Annotated in this window: 12 protein-coding genes; 11 read left to right on the top strand and 1 reads right to left on the bottom strand. The window is 36.5% G+C overall.

From position 1 onward, the window contains the following. Positions 1–27 precede the first annotated feature (27 nt). Positions 28–1,182: an NAD(P)/FAD-dependent oxidoreductase gene (locus SUDEN_RS09040; RefSeq protein WP_011373351.1), complete on the top strand. Its 1,155-nt coding sequence runs from the start codon at positions 28–30 to the stop codon at positions 1,180–1,182. On the opposite strand, the gene SUDEN_RS09035 is transcribed toward SUDEN_RS09040, so the two are convergent. Continuing rightward, positions 1,177–2,097, bottom strand: a complete 921-nt coding sequence (locus SUDEN_RS09035) for a sugar transferase (protein WP_011373350.1) — start codon at positions 2,095–2,097, stop codon at positions 1,177–1,179. The genes SUDEN_RS09040 and SUDEN_RS09035 overlap by 6 nt on opposite strands. 189 nt (positions 2,098–2,286) lie before the next feature. On the opposite strand from SUDEN_RS09035, the gene SUDEN_RS09030 reads away from it, so the two are divergent. The 10 genes from SUDEN_RS09030 to SUDEN_RS08985 all read left to right on the top strand — a co-directional run bounded on the left by SUDEN_RS09030 (position 2,287) and on the right by SUDEN_RS08985 (position 17,165). Continuing rightward, a complete protein-coding gene (locus tag SUDEN_RS09030; protein ID WP_011373349.1) occupies positions 2,287–3,654 on the top strand; it encodes a mannose-1-phosphate guanylyltransferase/mannose-6-phosphate isomerase in 1,368 nt (455 codons plus the stop codon). A 9-nt stretch (positions 3,655–3,663) separates the two neighbouring features. After that, complete coding sequence (locus SUDEN_RS09025; RefSeq protein ID WP_011373348.1) at positions 3,664–4,818, top strand: glycosyltransferase family 4 protein; 1,155 nt, start codon at positions 3,664–3,666, stop codon at positions 4,816–4,818. An 81-nt stretch (positions 4,819–4,899) separates the two neighbouring features. After that, a complete protein-coding gene (locus SUDEN_RS09020; protein WP_011373347.1) occupies positions 4,900–5,691 on the top strand; it encodes an ABC transporter permease in 792 nt (263 codons plus the stop codon). Beyond that, the gene (locus SUDEN_RS09015; protein WP_011373346.1) at positions 5,688–6,920 is read left to right on the top strand and encodes an ABC transporter ATP-binding protein; all 1,233 of its coding nucleotides are present in this window, start codon (positions 5,688–5,690) and stop codon (positions 6,918–6,920) included. The genes SUDEN_RS09020 and SUDEN_RS09015 overlap by 4 nt, the downstream gene beginning before the upstream one ends. Further along, the gene (locus SUDEN_RS09010; RefSeq protein WP_011373345.1) at positions 6,917–7,945 is read left to right on the top strand and encodes an FkbM family methyltransferase; all 1,029 of its coding nucleotides are present in this window, start codon (positions 6,917–6,919) and stop codon (positions 7,943–7,945) included. The genes SUDEN_RS09015 and SUDEN_RS09010 overlap by 4 nt, the downstream gene beginning before the upstream one ends. A gap of 2 nt (positions 7,946–7,947) precedes the next feature. Then, positions 7,948–10,464 (top strand): glycosyltransferase family 4 protein, encoded by a 2,517-nt coding sequence (locus SUDEN_RS09005; RefSeq protein ID WP_011373344.1) that lies wholly within the window; start codon positions 7,948–7,950, stop codon positions 10,462–10,464. 15 nt (positions 10,465–10,479) lie between these two features. After that, complete coding sequence (locus SUDEN_RS09000; RefSeq protein ID WP_011373343.1) at positions 10,480–11,970, top strand: hypothetical protein; 1,491 nt, start codon at positions 10,480–10,482, stop codon at positions 11,968–11,970. Positions 11,971–12,156: 186 nt separating this feature from the next. Further along, the gene (locus SUDEN_RS08995; protein WP_041672306.1) at positions 12,157–12,441 is read left to right on the top strand and encodes a DUF4214 domain-containing protein; all 285 of its coding nucleotides are present in this window, start codon (positions 12,157–12,159) and stop codon (positions 12,439–12,441) included. A gap of 38 nt (positions 12,442–12,479) precedes the next feature. After that, entirely contained in the window at positions 12,480–15,914 is a 3,435-nt protein-coding gene (locus SUDEN_RS08990; RefSeq protein WP_011373342.1) for a beta strand repeat-containing protein, read from the top strand. A 504-nt stretch (positions 15,915–16,418) separates the two neighbouring features. Continuing rightward, positions 16,419–17,165 carry a transposase gene (locus tag SUDEN_RS08985; RefSeq protein WP_011373341.1) on the top strand — a complete coding sequence of 249 codons (747 nt, stop codon included), beginning with the start codon at positions 16,419–16,421 and terminating at the stop codon, positions 17,163–17,165. Positions 17,166–18,068: the final 903 nt, after the last annotated feature.

The raw sequence follows: 18,068 nt of genomic DNA, 5'->3' as shown, positions 1-18,068 counted from the left end.
AAAGGGAGCGTAAAGTATAATTTTGCCATGAAAATATATGATGTCTTAATACTTGGTGCAGGAGCAAGCTCCCTTATGTGCGCTGCAAATCTAGATAAAAAATTGAGCGTTGCCATTGTTGAGGGCAACAGCAAAATAGCTCAAAAACTAAAGATTTCAGGCGGCTCAAAGTGCAATTTTACAAACATAGAAGTAACCCCAAACAACTATGAAGCAGATTATGATTTTGTTTGCGCATCATTAGAAAAATTCTCCAAAGATGATTTGCTCCATTATCTACATGTAAGAGGACTTGAGTCAGAATTGAGAAAAGAGCGCTACTACTTTTGTAAAAAATCCTCTGATGAGATTATAGATATTTTAAAAAAAGAGATAAGAGGTGTGGAACTGCGCTTAAGTGAAAACATCCTACATGTAAGCAAAACAGAACTCTTTGAAGTCAAAACCTCAAAAGAGACTCTAAGAGCAAAAACAGTTGTAGTAGCAACTGGCGCTAAAAGTTACGCAACTCTTGGAGCTACAGATATAGGTCTGCAAATTGCAAAAAGCTTTAACATAAAAGTAAAAGATTTCCACCCCGCTCTTGTAGGTTTAACTATCCAAAGGGAGCAGTTTTGGATGAGGGAGCTTAGCGGACTTAGCTGTTATGTACATGTAAGAGTTGGTGATAAAATCCTAAAAGAGGAGCTTCTCTTTACACACAAAGGCATAAGCGGACCAGCGATTTTATCTGCATCACTCTATTGGCAAAAGGGAACTATATCGCTGGATTTTCTACCAAATAGCCATATCTTCTCTCTTTTGAGCGATAGCAAAAAGCTACTGAGTTCAATTATTCCTCTGCCAAAGAGGCTATCAAAAGCGCTGCTTGAAGCGCTTGGTGTCGAAGACATTGAGTGTAAAAAGATAACAGCTCAAATGAGAGAGAAGTTACAAAAGATACACAACTATGAGTTTTCTCCCGCTGGAAATTTTGGTTTTAGCAAAGCTGAAGTTTGTCGTGGCGGAGTCCTAAGTGAGGAGCTAAATCCATACACGCTAGAGTCCCTACATGTACAAAACCTACACTTTATAGGCGAAGTTGTAGATGTAACAGGAGAGCTAGGCGGCTATAATTTTCAGTGGGCATTTAGCAGTGCGGTTACTTGCGCAACTGCCATCAACGAGGCATGCTCTCTATAACCCTTTTTTGCCCATAACAGTCATGGCTGTTTTATAGACAACTCTAAGCTCCAAACCTATACTCCAGTGCTTGATGTAGTACAAATCATACATAAGTTTCTGCTTTGAATCTTCTATGTTTGCACCATAAGGGTAGTTAACCTGCGCCCAACCAGTAATTCCGGGTTTGACTAAATGCCTCTCATTGTAGTGCGGAATCTCTTTTTTATAAGACTCCACAAGTATATCCCACTCAGCTCTAGGACCAATAAGATGCATCTCCCCCTTTAAAATATTTATCATTTGTGGAAGCTCATCTAACCTTCTTCTTCTCATAATATTGCCAAAAGGAAATATTCTACTGTCATTCTCCCTTGTGTATGGGTCGTGATGTGAGCCCTCATGCATAGTTCTAAATTTTGTACACCTAAACACCTCTCCATTTAGCCCAACTCTCTCCTGCTCAAAGAGAACTCCGCCGTAACTCTGCTCTTTTATCTTTTTTAAACATAGCAACATAACAGGCCACGAGAAGAAAAAGAGCCAAAACACTCCAAAGTAGTCTATTGCCCTTTTTTGCATATATTGCCAAGTGGAGTAGGGCTTCAAGCCATCTAAAGCTTCACTCTCCTCAGCTATATAGCATTTATACAAAAACTCCTCCATAAACTCCTCTACAGAGATGATTTTGAGCTTTGATTTATCCACCTTAAACTGCTTCTCTCTCAAATAGCTCATAATCTCATCACTAACTTTTACCTTAGCATTAAGCACAAGCATCTCAAAATCTCTCAAATCAAAAGCAGCTTCAATCTCAAGTAGCACTTCACTCTGCTCTCTTTGAGAACACTCGATAATAACAATATTTTTAAATCTTCCCTCCAGCCTCTCAAGCTCAAGCTGCGTAAAACTATATTTATTACCTAAAATCAACATATCGTATAAAATTCTCTTTTTTGAGCGATTATGCCACAAACTAAATAAAAGCGACTCCCCTCACTTACTATATTCTTCAAAATGTTATTAGCTCAGATGAATCTTGAGCAATAATTTTGTGTATAATATCGCCTTATTAAATTAACTGTTTTTTTAAGTTTTGTACATGTAAGAGGAGATTCGATAACTTTGATAAATATAATATTATGCGGTGGAAATGGCACAAGACTTTGGCCAATAAGCAGAACACTAATGCCAAAACAGTTTGTAAAACTTTTTGATGATAAATCACTATTTCAACTAACAGTACAGAGAAACTCTAAGATATGCGATTCTCAGTTTATAGTCTCAAATGCTCAACAATATTTTTTAGCTTCAGACCAGCTCCAAGAACTTAAAAAATCAAATAACAAGTATCTACTAGAGCCTCTAGGCAGAAACACTGCTCCAGCTATTGCTCTTGCTTGTATGGCGCTAGATAGTGAGGATATAGTTCTCGTTACCCCCTCCGATCATCTGATTAAAAATGAGAGTGAGTATGACAAAGTAACCAAAGAAGCAAAAATCTTAGCTCAATCTGGCAATCTTGTCACATTTGGCATAAAACCATCCTTTGCCCAAACAGGATTTGGCTATATAGAAGCCAATGGCAATGATGTAAAAGCCTTTCATGAAAAACCAGATTTCTCTACTGCCTCAAAGTATCTTGGAGCAGGAAACTACTACTGGAACAGCGGGATGTTCTGCTTTAAAGCTGGAGTTTTTTTGGATGAACTAAAAAAGCACTCCCCTCAAATTTACGAAGCATCAAAGAGAGCACTGCAAAATGCCAAAATCCAAAATCTAATACGCATAGATTATGATGATATGTTAGCCATCCCTGAGGATTCTATTGACTATGCAGTTATGGAGAAATCATCAAAAGTAAAAGTAGTTCCCTCAGACATAGATTGGTCGGATGTAGGAAGTTTTGACGCACTCTATGAAGAGTTGCCAAAAGATGAAAATGGTAACACCATAAACAAAAATTATGTTCAAATAGATAGTAAAAATAACCTCATATATGGAAATGAGAGAAAAATAGCAACAGTTGACATAGAAGACCTAATCATTGTTGACACAGGCGATGCACTCCTCATCTCAAAAAAAGGCGCATCTCAAAAAGTAAAAGAGATTGTCCAAAAGGTAAGAGGCGACAGCGAACTTCACAATATTCACCTAACAGCTCATCGCCCATGGGGAACATACACCATACTAGAAGATAACCCAAAGTATAAGATAAAACGCATAGAAGTAAAACCAGGCGGCAGACTATCACTTCAAAAACATTTTCACAGAAGCGAGCACTGGACGGTAGTAAGCGGAACAGCAGTAGTAACACTTGGCGAGAGAGAAATCCCTCTAAGAGCAAACGAATCCATATATATTCCCATGGGTGAGTTGCACCGCCTTGAAAATGCAGGAAAACTCCCGCTTGTTATCATAGAGACTCAAATAGGTGACTATTTAGGCGAAGATGATATTGTAAGGGTAAAAGATGATTATAAAAGGTCATAAATATACTAAATGACAATATACCTAGATATAACTCAACTAAATAAGAGCAGAGCAAACACAGGAATACAAAGAGTTGTTAAAGAATTTTTAAAAAGAGCTTTAGAAAACAGAGAAAATATTTTTTATAAAATCATCTCTTACAATGCAGATATAAACTCTATGGAGCTACTTCAAAACAGTGAGATAAGAGAGTTCTTAACTGACATTCAAAACTACACTTTTGTAAAAAAAACTACAATAGATATATTCTCAATTAAGCCTACAGAGCCTACCATACTCTTTGAGCTTGATGCTACTTGGAATGCACCGCTAAATAGAGCGCTTTTGTATCCTATATTAAAAGAAAACGGCTTTTTAATTTTTAATTTCATATACGATTTAACACCAATCATACTACCAAACTTTGCTAATGAGATAACAGCTCAAAATTTTCCAACTTTTTTAAATGCTCTCTACCAACATAGTGATATGGTTTTTTGCGATTCATATTCTGCAAAAAATGATTTTTTACACTATAAAGAGAGTCTAAACATCACCAGAGAGATTAAAACAGAAGTTGTTGCCTTGGGTGCGGATTTTTTCAAGATAAACACCCCCCTTGAAAATCACTACATTAAAAGACTTCTCAAGAAAAAATATATTCTCTTTGTCGGAACACTCGAACCTAGAAAAAACCAAGAAAACGTACTTGATGCTTTTGAGATTTTAGCCAAAACGCATCCAGATTTAAATCTTATTTTCATAGGCAAACAAGGTTGGAAAATCGAGCACTTGATTCAAAAGATAGAAACACACAAACTAAAAGATAAACAACTCTTTTGGTTAAATGATATTGATGACAACACTCTAAGTCATTTTTATCAAAATGCCTTCTTAGTAACATACTTATCAAAATACGAAGGTTACGGACTACCAATAACAGAAGCGCTCCAACATGCAAACATAGTCATAACTTCCAAAAATAGCTCGATGCACGAAGTTGGGCAAGATTTTGTACACTACATACTCCACGACTCCACAGAAGAGTTGATAGAGACCATCCTCTTTTATTACAATAATCCAACACTCTATAATCAAAGAAGAAAACATATAAAACAAAACTTTAAAACAAAAACATGGGATATGTTTTATGAAACAATCCATCCATTTTTTAGTGAATTTTGAAGAGTTAAATAAAGAGGCTATTATGTATATGATGATAAAATCACAATTAAAATTATAAACACAAAGTGAGAACAAGCATACATGAACCAACTAAGAGCAATTTGGGCTTATCGTTTTTTTATCATAAGCTCAATTAAAACAGAGTTTAAAACACGTTTCATCCGCAGTCGCTTGGGCGGAATATGGATTGTTTTAAACCCGCTTGCTCAGGTAGCCATATATGCGTTAGTACTCTCAGCTGTACTCTCAGCAAAACTACCAGGCATAGATAGCCAATACGCATACGCAATATATCTCATGGCAGGTATGCTCTCATGGTCGCTCTTTAGTGAAGTTTTTACTAAAAGTCTAAACATTTTTATAGAAAATGCAAATCTTATTAAAAAAATGGCATTCCCAAAAATAGCACTTCCTCTGATAGTTACAGGCTCTGCACTGATAAACAATATGTTTTTATTTATGGCAGTATTGGTTGTATTTGGGCTATTAGGACATACTCCTACATTTGCTCTGTTATGGTTTCCACTCTTAGTTGCCATTACTCTAGCTCTAGCCTTAGGATTGGGTTTGACACTTGGGATATTAAATGTATTTATGAGAGATATCGGTCAAATGATGCCAATTTTATTACAATTTTGGTTTTGGTTAACACCTATTGTCTATGTTTCAACTATTTTGCCTCCAAAATATCAAGATATTTTACTTATAAACCCTATGACAGGAGTTATCTTAAGCTATCAAAATATTTTTGTTTACTCAAAATCAATAGACTTCAACACTCTTATCTACCCAATAACCATAGCGCTAATATCTATTTTCTTGGCACTGTTTATGTTTTTTCGCGCAAACGAAGAGATGGCGGATGTACTATGAGTAAAGAGTTTATACTAGAAGTTAAGAACATTACAAAAGTTTATAAAACATATCGCAGTGAGTGGCGACGAATCCTCTCATGGTTTGGCTTAGGCTTCAAATCAGTCAGTCAAATCTGCACACTCGAAGATATCACTTTTTCCATTCAGCCAGGTGAAGCAGTAGGCATCATCGGTCAAAATGGAGCAGGGAAGAGTACTCTACTAAAAATAATTACAGGCACACTAAAACCAACTCAAGGAAGCGTTACATGTAAGGGCAGAATTGCAGCCATACTAGAGTTAGGCATGGGTTTTCATCCAGATCTCACAGGCAGACAAAATGCCTATCATTCAGCAGGCTTGATGGGGTACTCACTTGAGCAGATAGATACTGTTATCTCAGATATCGAGTCATTTTCCGAAATAGCAGACTACTTTGATAAACCAGTTCGCCTCTACAGCAGCGGTATGCAGATGCGTGTAGCTTTTTCTGTAGCAACAGCGTTTCGTCCTGAGATTCTTATTATCGATGAGGCTCTATCAGTTGGAGATACTTACTTCCAACACAAAAGTTTTGAGCGCATACGCAGATACCGTGACAGTGGAACGAGCCTACTCTTTGTCTCCCATGACAAAGGTGCTATCTTAGCACTATGCGACCGTGCTATACTCCTTGAAAAAGGGCATCTACTAAAAGATGGCAATCCAGAAGAAGTGACAGACTACTACAATGCTCTAATCGCACAAAAAGAGAACAGCACAATCTCACTTCATACACAAGAAGATGGCAAAGTAAAAACTACATGTGGCACAGGTGAAGCAGTACTAAATGAGATTGGACTTTATAATGAAGCTGGAGACAAAGTCGAGACCGTAGGTGTCGGTGATTTGGTTGAGCTAAGGATAAAGATAAAAGCACAAAGTGATCTCCATTCACTTGTATTAGGCTATGGCATAAAAGACCGCTTAGGACAGGTACTCTTTGGAACAAACACTTGGCTTATGAAACAAGTACTTCATGATGTAAAAAATGGAGAATATTATAGTTTTACCATCGCCTTTCCTGCAAATTTTGGAGAAGGAAGCTACTCCGTTCAAACAGCACTAGTAGATAGAGACACACATTTAACTTCAAACTATGAATGGCAAGATATGGCACTGGTATTTAACGTAGTAAACATAGATAAAAACCACTTTGTAGGTCTATCTTGGAATGAGCCAAAAATAACAATCAGGAGAGAAGTATGAGTTTTATCTCTTATGCACAAAATTTTGAAGATGTAATGCTTTGGCGAGCACTAAAACATATAAAAAAAGGCTTTTATATAGATGTTGGGGCATATTCGCCAGATGATGATTCTGTAACAAAAGCTTTTTATGATAATGGTTGGAGTGGCATAAACATAGAACCAAACCCACAGCTTCATGAGCAATATCTCACTAAAAGAGAGCGTGATATAAACCTAAAAGTTGCCATAAGTGACACCACAGGCGAAACAAATATCTACTTTTCTCAAAATGCAGGGCTCTCATCACTAGATAAAAACATTGCACAAAGCCATGAAAAAATCGGCTTACATGTAACTCCATCAAAAGTTACTCTAACAACACTAAGCCATATATGCCAAGAATATACTAAAGACAAAGAGATTCATTTTTTAAAAGTTGATGTTGAAGGTTTAGAAGCAAAAGTCATCAGAGGCAACGACTGGAGTAAATTTCGTCCATGGATAGTTGTTGTAGAGGCAACTATGCCAATGAGCCAAGTTGAGAATCATCAAGAGTGGGAATATATCTTGATAGAAGCAGATTATATCTTTGCTTATGCAGATGGCTTAAACCGTTTTTACATATCACCCCAGCACCAAGAACTGCTACCATCTTTTAAATATCCGCCAAATATATTTGATGATTTTATCGTAGCAGGTTATGCAGATTCCCAATGCGAAGCCCAATCAGCTCTTATCCAACTAAACGAAGCAAACGCAAGAGCCCAAGAAGAGGAACAAAATGCAATAACTGCATGGCAACACTATGAAATGCTCACAAAAAGCAAATCATGGAAACTTACAAAACCTCTGCGCTCTATGGGTGATATAGTGCGATGGATTCGTAATAAATCATCAAAAAAAAAACTCCCTCAAAACATAAATGATGAGGAGAGTTTGACATCTAAGAACTACCCTAGATCTCTTGAGCATCTCACTCCAAATGCCAAAAAAATATATCATGAGTTAGAGAGTACAATAATGCGCAGCAAAAAAAAGGCTTAGATATGAGAATAGTTATTGATTTACAAGGAGCGCAAACAGAGAGCCGTTTCCGTGGTATTGGGCGCTCTTCATTATCTATAGCACAAGCAATAGCGCGTAATAGAGGTAACAATGAAGTTTTAATAGCACTAAATGGACTTTTTGTAGAAACTATAGAACCAATTAGAGCTGCTTTTGAAGGCTTACTCGCTCAAGAAAACATTAAAGTTTGGTATGCACCTTCTCCTGTAAAAGAAAGTGTCTCTAAAAATACCTTACGAAGAGAGATATCAGAACTTATACGTGAACAATTTCTCTCAAGTCTCAACCCTGATGTAGTGTTTATAACAAGCCTTTTTGAAGGCTACCTTGATGATGCCCTCACGAGTGTGAAAAAATTTGATGACAATATAAAAACTGTTATATTGTTACATGATTTAATCCCATATATCTATCCTGAAATTTATTTATTGCAACAGGCACAACACACTTATTATCATCGCAAAATAGAATTTCTTAAAAATGCTGATTTGCTACTTGGCGTATCGAAGAGTTCTTGTAAAGAAGCTATAGAACAATTACAGTTTTTACCAGATAAAACTACCGCTATCTCCTCAGCAGTAAGCGATATGTTTAAACCTATTTTTTTCTCACAAGAAGAACAAAAATACTTAAAGTCTAAATATTCAATCAAAAAAAAGATTATTATGTACGCACCAGGTGGTTTTGATAAACGTAAAAATTTTGAAAACCTTATTGCTGCATTTAGTAAATTATCATCTTCCATAAAAAAAGATTATCAGTTGGTAATTCTCAGCAAAGTAGATGATAAAAATAGAGACTATCTTAACACAATTGCAAAAAAAGAAAATATAGATGACTTAGTTATTACGGGTTATGTAAGCGATGAAGATTTAGTTGCTCTGTATAACATCGCTGATCTATTTGTTTTCCCCTCAATACATGAAGGTTTTGGCTTGCCTTTACTTGAGGCAATGTCTTGTGGCACAGCTTCTATAGGTTCAAATACAACTAGTATGCCTGAAGTCATAGGTCTCAAAGAGGCAATGTTCGATCCTTACTCTGTTGATTCTATAGCAAGTAAAATAGAAGAAGTTTTAGAAAATGAAACACTGAACATAAAACTTAAAAGTCATGCAACTCTTCAGGCTCAAAAATTTTCTTGGGATAAAAGTGCAAAAGTTGCGATAAAAGCAATTGAAAACTTAGTAAATGGCTCGCCTAATATAAAAAAGTTCAAAGAAAACAGCACCGATTTATACACCAAAATTGCCACTATTTTAAAAATAGCTAAAACAGAAGAATATAACTCTACTCTTTTAAGTGTAGCTCACTCCCTTGAGCTAAACATGCAAAACAACTCAAATCCAAACCTCTTCATAGACATCTCTATATTAGCAAAACAGGATTTTGGAACAGGTATCCAAAGAGTAGTAAGATCTGTTATCTCAGAACTTTATAAAAATACTCCAAATGGTTACAACCTAAACTTAGTCTATCTCTCCCATGAAGATAACTATTGGGCATACTACAGAGCGTCTGATTATGAACATAACTTCACGCAGACTCTTTTACAAGAAAAGAACTATCCCCTTGAGCCAAAAAACGGAGATGTTTTTTTAGGATTGGACTTAAGCGGTGATGTTTACCATGCACAAAAGTATGATTTATTTACTCAGTGGCGCAACCGTGGAGTTAAGATAGCCTTTGTTGTTTATGACATATTGCCTATTTTACATCCCCAGTGGTGGCCACAAGGAGGCAGTCTCACACATACAAACTGGCTTACAACCATCACAAAAGTATCCGACAAACTCATAAGCATCTCAAACGCTGTCTCAGAGGAGGTTCAAGCGTGGGTAGTTGCAGCTAATCTAAAAAGAGATAGACCACTACAGTACGCTTCATTTAACCTTGGTGCTGATGTAAAAAACTCCATGCCCTCATCTGGACTCACAAAAGATACCGATTTCGTATTAAAAGAGATGAGCAAAAGAGTAACATTCCTCACAGTAGGAACTATAGAACCCAGAAAAGGACACAAGCAAACATTAGCTGCCTTTGAAAAACTCTGGGCAGATGGAGTCGATGTAAACTTAGTCATAGTAGGAAAAGATGGCTGGATGATGGATGATTTTATCCTAAACCTCAAAGAGCACAATGAGCAAAACAACAGACTCTTCTGGCTCAACGCCATAAGCGATGAGTACCTAGAACAAGTTTACATAAACTCATCTTGTCTCATAGCCCCAAGTGAGGGCGAGGGTTTTGGTCTGCCACTCATAGAAGCAGCCCAGCATAGTCTCCCCATCATCGCAAGAGATATACCCGTCTTTAGAGAAGTCGCATCTAAGTACGCATACTACTTTACAAACAATAATGAACCATCTACTTTAGCAGATGCAACTCTCTCATGGCTAAAGCTCTACAAACAAGACAACCATCCAAAATCAGACAAAATGCCATGGCTTACATGGAGAGAAAGTACAAAACAGTTGTTACATGTACTAGAACTTTAAAACAAAGAAAAACAGATGAAACATATTGTAGCGATTACTCTTCTCTCACTTTTCATAGTAATCGCCAACACAGGCATCTGGGCTATGCCAAACCTTAGTATGCAACATATGGTCTCTCAAAGCCTTACTAAAGTTCCCTTTGATGATCCAAATGCTCACTATATCTATACAAACTATTTTGAGCCTCTATTATTTAAGCTTCTAGGTGGAAAATCACTACTAGCATACGCTCTCTACACACTATTTATCTCTACTCTGTTCTTCATTGTGTTTGCTATCTGGTTTATATACCACCATGGTAAAGAAGTAGCGATTCATCAGCATAAGTTACTACTAGCAGTTACCTTCCCTCTCTTTATGATTCCATTTTATTGGGTTGGAATGGATGGTATGACTCTGCTGCTAATGCTACTAATCATGCTATCTCTAAATCGCCCCATAGTTATCTTACCCGCCATTTTGCTAGGGCTTCAACATTTTGAACAAGGTTTCTCTGCCTTTTTACTTCTCTCAGGCTCTCTCACACTCTCTTATCTTATCTCAAAAGATAAACAACACTTATCACTATTAAAACGTTTAGCCATTATTACTCTATCTATTTTAGCAGGAAAACTTCTCTTAAGCTTTTGGTTCTATTTTATGAACGTAGGTTTAAGTGGAGATAGAAACAGCTACCTACAAAACAATCTAGAACTTTTTTTATCCATGTTCAAATCATCATCCTTTACTATCCTCTATTCACTGCTAGGAGTAGGCTGGATAGTAGTTGCAACAAATGCCAAAAAACTTTGGCCATTTCTAGTTGCAGTTGCAGTAGTTTTCTCTCTCACAGCAATTGTTGGTGACCAAACAAGAGTAGGCTTGATTGTACTCTTTCCATCGCTCTTTTTTTGGGTTATGATGGACAAAGAGCTATGGCAGAAGATAAAACAAAACACAACCTATCTTTTAGTAGCCCTCTATCTACTTCTTCCTGTAGTTGTAGTTTGGGGTGCACCACATGGCGCTCTTCTAAAACATGATTTAAAACTACTAAAAGAGTATAAAAACAACACTCTTGATATTGCCACTTTTGATTGGTTAGCTCCTTTTAAAGCAGAAGACTTCAAAGATAAAGCAGCCCCACTAACAGAGTATAAAGCAAAGATAGAGCTACAAGAAGAACTCCCTCTATACTGCGAAGAGAACAAAGAGTGTAAAATCCACCTCAAAGTTACAAACACGAGCAACCAAACATGGCAACATCTAAGTTCAGGTGCATACAGCATAAATTTATCTTATCATATAGAGTCCAAAGAAGGACAAATTCTGCTAAGTGATGGTATCAGAACACCACTTCCACATGCTATAAGTAGTGGAGTAACAATACCTCTATATTTAGAGATAAAAAAAGGGTTGCAAAGGGGGCACTATCTCATCAAAGCAGATATGGTTCAAGAAAGCGTAACTTGGTTTCAAAAAATGGATTCAACCTCCTCTCTCTGCTTTGCTTTAGAGATAAAATGAGACACTTTTATCCATTAGCTTAAAACTTCTCTTTACATCAACTAATCGCTGATTATAAAAAACAAATTTTTGCTATATAAAAGAAGCTTTATATATGAGATTTGCTTGACATATAAGCAAAAATGAGTTAGTATGTTATCGCTAAATATTTAAGTGTGATCACACTAAAATTAAAAAGGAGAATATATGGCACTAGATACAATTTCAATAGCTCGTTTGGAAATTACAAAAATTTACATCGCAGCTTTCAATAGAGCACCGGACGCGGCAGGTCTTTCAAACTGGATGAATCAATACACAGCAGGTTTGATGACTTATAAGCAAATCTCAGAAGATTTCTCAAATCAAGCTGAATATAAAGCTAAGTATCCTTCAGCTATGACAAATGATGAATATATTACAAAAATATATTCAAATGTATTCGGTAGAACACCAGATGCTGGTGGACTTGAGAACTGGTTAGCCAACTAGATAACTCTTCTGTTACAGGTTATACTCGTGGTAATATCATGAAAGCAATGTTAGAAGCAGCTGGCGCAACAGGTAATACTGATGGTATTCGTTTAGCTAACCAAGCAGAATTTGCTGTTCAAGCTGTTATCGTTGATGGTGTTTCTGATGATATCGCTACTGCTCAATTAGCAAATATCACTTCTGATCATGCAACAGTTGATGCTGCAACTGAAGCAGTTTCTGGGGCTATTAATGTTGGTGAGACTTTTAATTTAACTAAAGGTCTTGACAACTTAGTAGGTACTGAGGCTAATGACACTTTCAATGGTTCAATCTCTACTTCTGCAGAATTAAATACATTAAGTTCACTTGATGCAGTAAATGGTGGTAATGGTGTAGATACACTTAAGATTTCTACAGATACTATAGCTACTACTGCTATTCTTACTCCTAGCATGAGTAATGTAGAAGTTATTGAAGTTACTGCTACTTTAGGTGCTAATATCAATACTTCAGCTATTACTGATTTAACAGATTTAAAAATTGTTAAAGCTGGTGCTGGTGCAATAACTGCTACTGCTGCTGCAACTACTAATGTTACTGCTGCAATTTCAGAAGATAATGTAGGTGCTTCAACTCTTGCTAACACTATTTTTGGTGCTAAAGATGTAACAGTTAATGCTACTAAAATGGGTACAGCTGCTGGTACAAATGCTGACACTATAGCTGTTGGTACTGGTGGAACTGCTCCAGTAGGTGATGTAGTAGTTAACCAAACAGGTGCTGCATATACAGCTGCAACAGCTGACTCAACATTAAGTGCTATTGGCGTAACTGGTGGTAAAACTATCTCTGTAACACAAGTAGCTACAAGTGATGCTTCTGCTGCTGCAACTGATACTGGTAACAACACAATCACTCAAGGTGCTGTAACTATAGTTGCAGGTGCTACTACAACTAATGTAACAGTTAAGCAAGATACTGCAGTAAATAAAATAGATGCAGTTATAGCTAAAGCTGGAACTGCAGGAACTCAAGAAATTACTTTCACAGATATGGCAAAGGGAGCAGTAGCTTCATTAGCTATCAACGGTGGAACTCTTACATTCACAGCAAACAAAATATTAACTGCTGCTGAAGCTGCATCTGCATTCGTTAGCTTAGTAGCTGGTGATAAGCAAGGTAATGCTGCTGCAACATTAGGTGTTTATTCTGATGGTGCTACAATTATAACGGCTGACAAATTCACTTCTGCTGCAACAGCAACAGTTGTAGATTCAACACACTCTAAAGTAGTGTTCTCAACTTCACTTAGCACTGCAACTGCAATTACAAACAATGGAGCATCTGTTGGTGTATCTTCTGTTGGTGCTTTAGTAGCTGCTGTAGATGCTGTTGTTGCTAAAACAGGTGTTATGGGTGTTACTGCAGGTAAAGTTTTAATTGACGATAATGCTGCTCACACATTAACATCTATCACTCTTGATAGTTATGGTGCAACTTCTGATATTGGTACAACAGCACTTGCTACAACTAAACTTGCAACACTTAACCTATCAAATGTAGCTGAAACAGTTGATTTGACAGTTGCAGACACTGCAGACACGCTAGCTCTTACACTTTCAAATGTAGGATATGATTTAAACCTTAATGGTACTGCTGTTGCATCAGATTTAACATTTACAGCTGCTCCAAAAACTTTAAATGTTACTTCAACTGGAGCTAACAATGTTAAATTAGTAAATACAGACAATGGACTTGAAACATTAAATGTTGATGGTACAGGCTTACTAAACTTATCTGCTGCTTCTGTAGGTTCAGGACTTAAAACAGTAACTGTTACAGGTACTGCTGGTCTTACATTAGAAGGTTCAGAATCTGCTAATATCACTTCTGTTACAACAACAGGAACTACAGGTACTGTAACTACTACTATCGATGCTACAAATGCTACTTACACTGGTGGTGCTGGTAACGATATGGTAACAATAGGTACAACTGCAACTAAAGCAATCGACTTAGGAAACGGTGATAACAAATTAACATTAGTTGGAACTGTAGTAGTACCAACTGTTGAAGTTAAAGCTGGAACAGGTACTAAAGACACAATCGCTATGGCAGCAGCAAGTGCAGCTTCTTTAACTGCAAGTGATAAACTATTCGCAGATAAAATCAGTGGATTTGAAAGATTAAGTGTTGGTACAGTAGCAACAGCAGCTACAGTTAAGCTAGAGAACATGGATGCTATCAACTATGTTATAAGTAATGGTACATCAGGTTCTACATTTACTGGCGCTGTTACTGCTGCTACATCAGGTGAAACATTTACTTTCGTTTACAATGGTACTCTTTATACTGCTACTTTAGCAGGGACAGCTATAGGAGACTTTAACACAGCGATTAATGCTGCAGTGGATTCTAAAGCTGTTGCACTTGGTGCAGGAAAAGTAACTGCTACTGGTGCTGCAGACTTAGTACTAGCTGCTGATGATTTAAGTAATACACTTCAAGGTGTTGCATATAATGATACTACAGGAGGCACTACTATCGCTGTAGCTAATGTAGGTATATTATTTGATAAAATGCTTGCAAACGCAACAGTTCAATTAGATAAAGCTGGTAGTGTAGAAGCAAAACTTACTACAGACACTGGTCTTACAGATGTAGTTAATGTTGTTACAAACGGTACAACGGGTGCGAATCTTGGTTCATTCAAAGCTAATAATATTGAAACAATCAATATTACTGCAAACGATACAGATTTAACTAAAACGGGAACTGTTGAAAATGTTTCTACAAACACTTTAGCAATTGATGCTAATAAAGCAACATTATTAAAAGTTGATGGAGCTGGTAACTTAACGTTAACATTAAGTGCTGCTACAACTGAAGTTGCAACTATCAATGCATCAACTATGACAGGTGCTATTACTGTTACAACTAATGCAAGCGATACAGGTGCTACAACTGTAACAGGTGGATCTGCTAATGACACTATTACACTTAAAGGTGCAAATGATGTTGCTATCGGTGGAGACGGTAATGATACACTTATCGTATCTGGAAGCGTTGCAAGCTTTGTTCAATTAACAGGTGGAAACGGTATTGATACATTTGATGTAAGTGGATTCTTAGCTGCAAACTCAGGTGCAGGTGCTTATATTACAGATTTAGCTGTTGGTGAAACTATCAAGTTTAACACTGCTGCAACTAACTTTGTTTCATCAAAAATTACACTTGACCCTAACTCAACTCTAGAACAATATGCTCAAGAAGCTGCATCAGTTGCAAATACTGGTAATACTTCAGGTATCGCTTGGTTCCAAATTGGTACAGGTGCTACTGCAGCAACTTATATCGTTCAAGATGTTAGTAACAATGGCGTATTTGATAATGGTGCAGATACTATCATTAAAATAAATGGTCTAGTTGATCTTTCAACTGCATCATACAGTACAACAAACGGAACATTAGACATAATCAGTCTATAATCCAAACTCAAACTCTACCCTCAAAAGTAAAGTTTAAAACCTCTCCCCAAAGACCCTTAAAAGTCCAAAGGAGAAACTCAAAGCCTCACTCTTCGGAGTGGGGCTTTCTGCTTTCTTAAAAAGGGTGTCAGGCACCTAAACAGGAAAAAAGGGTGTCAGGCACGCTTTTGAAACTTTTCTTATTTTTTTCTTTGAAAAAGGGTGTCAGGCACCATTATGGGAACAAAACTTAATTTAAAATTAATACATATTTCACTATAATACTACATGCCAAGAAAAGAACGATACCAAAAAAAGGGTGTCAGGCACTCTTTTGAAACTTTTCTTAGTTTTTTATTAATCTTTTACTTCTGCTTAAAAAAGGGTGTCAGGCACCTAAACAGGAATAAAACTTAATTTTTCCTTTCTTCTTCTTTTCTCTCTTTTTGCAAAAAAGGGGTGTCAGGCACCATTATGGGAACAAAACTTAATTTAAAATTAATACATATTTCACTATAATACTACATGCCAAGAAAAGAACGATACCAAGAACCATGTTATTATCATATTGTAAATCGTGGAGTAGAGAGAAGATCTATCTATCTTGAACTAGAAGATTATGAGTTTTTTTTAGATCTTTTACTTAAAGCCTCCAAAGATTATGAACTCATTATCCACGCATTTTGTCTTATGACAAATCACTATCATATTCTTTTAGAAACAAAACAAACCAATCTCTCTAAAGCTATGCAGTTTGTAAATGATAAATATGCAAAATACTTTAACAAAAAGTACACAAGAAGCGGTCATCTTTGGCAGGGTAGATACAAATCATATCCCCTATTTGATGATGCTCATTTTTGGATAGTAGCAAAGTATATAGAGAGAAATCCCATAAAAGCAAATATGGTACAGGATGTTGCTATTTATAAATACCAATCTTTTTTTCAATGGAAATATAAACACAACTACTTTGAACTTTTAAACGATTCTATGATTTTTGAGATGACTTATGATGAATACTCAGATTATTTAAGTAGTGAAATGGATATAGATGCTATAGATATAGTTTATAAATCTCCAAAGCTTATAACAACAAAAGAGGGCAATTTAAAAGTTCTCAAAAAAAGATTAGAAACTTTTTTTGAACAAGACCGTGATATTAACAGAAATGAAAATATTAAAAAAGCTTTTGAGTATGGATATACAAAAAGTGAAATAGCAGAATTTATAAACCTAAGTACCAAAACAATCAATACAATTTTAAAATAATCCCAGCCGACCACCACCAAACGCAACACACCAAAAAACCAACACATTTCACACCCAAACAATATATTTCAAAGACACCTAAAACCACCCCAAACACTCAAATCTGCTACAACAAGTAACAACTTCTAAAATTCATAAATTTCTTTCAAACTTAAAACGACCTAAAATGGTGGGCAATTGGTGGGCGATTTTACCCCTACTGTCCCAAAATAGTTTTAGAGACACCTCAAAGCCTTATATCAAAAGGATTTCTCATCTTTTTTACCCCGTCCCAAAACCCAAGAGGGTTTAAAGACACTTTTAAAGAGACTTTAGCTCAATTTGGTCGGCAAATGGTCGGCAATGCCTACTTGACAAGGTTTTTCACCCTTGACTATACTTCCAACAAGCCCACATACTTTTCTATTGCGGTCGGCACATCATAATGAAGAGCAAAAATAAGTAAAAAGCAAAAAGGGTGTCAGGCACCATTATGGGAACAAAACTTAAAAAAGGGGTGTCAGGCACCATTATGCCATTATGGAAAAAAAGGGTGTCAGGCACCTAAACGGGACTTTCCTTAAACTTTCCTTTACCTATTCTAGCCGACCACACACAACCCACACACCAAAAACCCAACTCAAAACCACCAATCCAACATACACCAAAACCACCCCAAACACCCACATTTGCTACAAACAGTTACATCTACTAAAATTCGTAAATTTCTTTCAAACTTAAAACGACCTAAAATGGTGGGCAATTGGTGGGCGATTTTACCCCTACTGTCCCAAAATAGTTTTAGAGACACCTCAAAGCCTTATATCAAAAGGATTTCTCATCTTTTTTACCCCGTCCCAAAACCCAAGAGGGTTTAAAGACACTTTTAAAGAGACTTTAGCTCAATTTGGTCGGCAAATGGTC

It is taken from the genome of Sulfurimonas denitrificans DSM 1251, from assembly GCF_000012965.1.
Lineage (GTDB): Bacteria > Campylobacterota > Campylobacteria > Campylobacterales > Sulfurimonadaceae > Sulfurimonas > Sulfurimonas denitrificans.
Note: the sequence above shows the minus strand (reverse complement) of the source record. Positions and strands in the feature narration are given on the sequence as shown.

What these genes read in the sequence shown, in the direction of transcription:
- SUDEN_RS09040 (WP_011373351.1), top strand. Translation starts at nt 28, where the DNA reads ATGAAAATATATGATGTCTTAATACTTGGTGCAGGAGCAAGCTCCCTT.
- SUDEN_RS09035 (WP_011373350.1), bottom strand. Translation starts at nt 2,097, where the DNA reads ATGTTGATTTTAGGTAATAAATATAGTTTTACGCAGCTTGAGCTTGAG.
- SUDEN_RS09025 (WP_011373348.1), top strand. Translation starts at nt 3,664, where the DNA reads ATGACAATATACCTAGATATAACTCAACTAAATAAGAGCAGAGCAAAC.
- SUDEN_RS09020 (WP_011373347.1), top strand. Translation starts at nt 4,900, where the DNA reads ATGAACCAACTAAGAGCAATTTGGGCTTATCGTTTTTTTATCATAAGC.
- SUDEN_RS09015 (WP_011373346.1), top strand. Translation starts at nt 5,688, where the DNA reads ATGAGTAAAGAGTTTATACTAGAAGTTAAGAACATTACAAAAGTTTAT.
- SUDEN_RS09010 (WP_011373345.1), top strand. Translation starts at nt 6,917, where the DNA reads ATGAGTTTTATCTCTTATGCACAAAATTTTGAAGATGTAATGCTTTGG.
- SUDEN_RS09005 (WP_011373344.1), top strand. Translation starts at nt 7,948, where the DNA reads ATGAGAATAGTTATTGATTTACAAGGAGCGCAAACAGAGAGCCGTTTC.
- SUDEN_RS09000 (WP_011373343.1), top strand. Translation starts at nt 10,480, where the DNA reads ATGAAACATATTGTAGCGATTACTCTTCTCTCACTTTTCATAGTAATC.
- SUDEN_RS08995 (WP_041672306.1), top strand. Translation starts at nt 12,157, where the DNA reads ATGGCACTAGATACAATTTCAATAGCTCGTTTGGAAATTACAAAAATT.
- SUDEN_RS08990 (WP_011373342.1), top strand. Translation starts at nt 12,480, where the DNA reads ATGAAAGCAATGTTAGAAGCAGCTGGCGCAACAGGTAATACTGATGGT.
- SUDEN_RS08985 (WP_011373341.1), top strand. Translation starts at nt 16,419, where the DNA reads ATGCCAAGAAAAGAACGATACCAAGAACCATGTTATTATCATATTGTA.